At 78.4% G+C, this 835-nt stretch carries 1 protein-coding gene; it reads right to left on the reverse strand.

Annotated elements, in window-relative coordinates; all coding sequences use genetic code 11:
- Window positions 1-807 (reverse strand): M48 family metalloprotease (locus tag G5C65_RS37910; RefSeq protein WP_165303623.1); only part of this gene is annotated, 807 nt, incomplete at its 3' end.
- Between the last annotated feature and the right edge of the window lie 28 nt (window positions 808-835).

An 835-nucleotide genomic window follows, 5' to 3' on the forward strand; every position in this document is an offset into this window, starting at 1 on the left:
CCGGGCGGGCGGGACCGGGCCCAGCAGCGCCGCGACGCGCCGCGGCACCGGCCCCGCCGCCAGGGCGGGGAGGAGGGGCGAGGGCACGGCCGCGCTGTCCGCGACGAGGGCCGCCCGCCCCACCGCGCGGGCCGCGAGCCGCCGGTCGCCGACGCGGCTCGCGGCGTCCTCGTCGGCCCAGCGCTCGGCGCTGTACGCCACGGCCCCGCGCAGCGGGCGCAGCAGCGGGTTGGCGACGGCGGCCAGCCGGGCGGCGAGCAGATAGCGGTGGTGGTGCCCGGCGAGGTGGGCCCGCTCGTGCGCGAGCAGCACGGCGCGCTCCTCCTCGGTCAGCGCCGCGAGCATCCCGGTGGAGACCACCACCCGGCCCGGCCGCCGGGCGTCAGCCGGCAGCGCATACGCGTACGGCGCGGCGTCGGGCAGCACGGCGGGGTCCTGCGGCGGCAGCCCGTCCAGGGCGCGGTGGGCGCGGGTACGGACGCGGCGGAAGCGGCGCAGATCGGCCGCTGCGGCGCCGAGGACGGCGGTGAGCGCGGCTATGGCCGTGGTGCCGGTGTAGTCCGGGTAGGGGACCACGGCACGCACCTCGGGGTCGGCCCAGGCGTCCGGCAGCGGGTTCCCCGGGAGCTGCGCGGTGCCGACGACCATGAGCAGCGCCAGACACAGCGTGCTGCACAGCGCGAACGCGCAACCCAGCGCGGTCAGCAGACGGGTGGCGCCGCGCGGGTGCAGATGCTGTTCGGCCAGCCGCACGATGGGCAGCGCGGTCAGCGGCAGGACGAGCGGGAGGAAGACGAAGACACCCATCAGCGCTCCCGGCCCTGTCTCTTATACA

The sequence above is a fragment of the Streptomyces boncukensis genome, assembly GCF_011045075.1.
Lineage (GTDB): Bacteria > Actinomycetota > Actinomycetes > Streptomycetales > Streptomycetaceae > Streptomyces > Streptomyces boncukensis.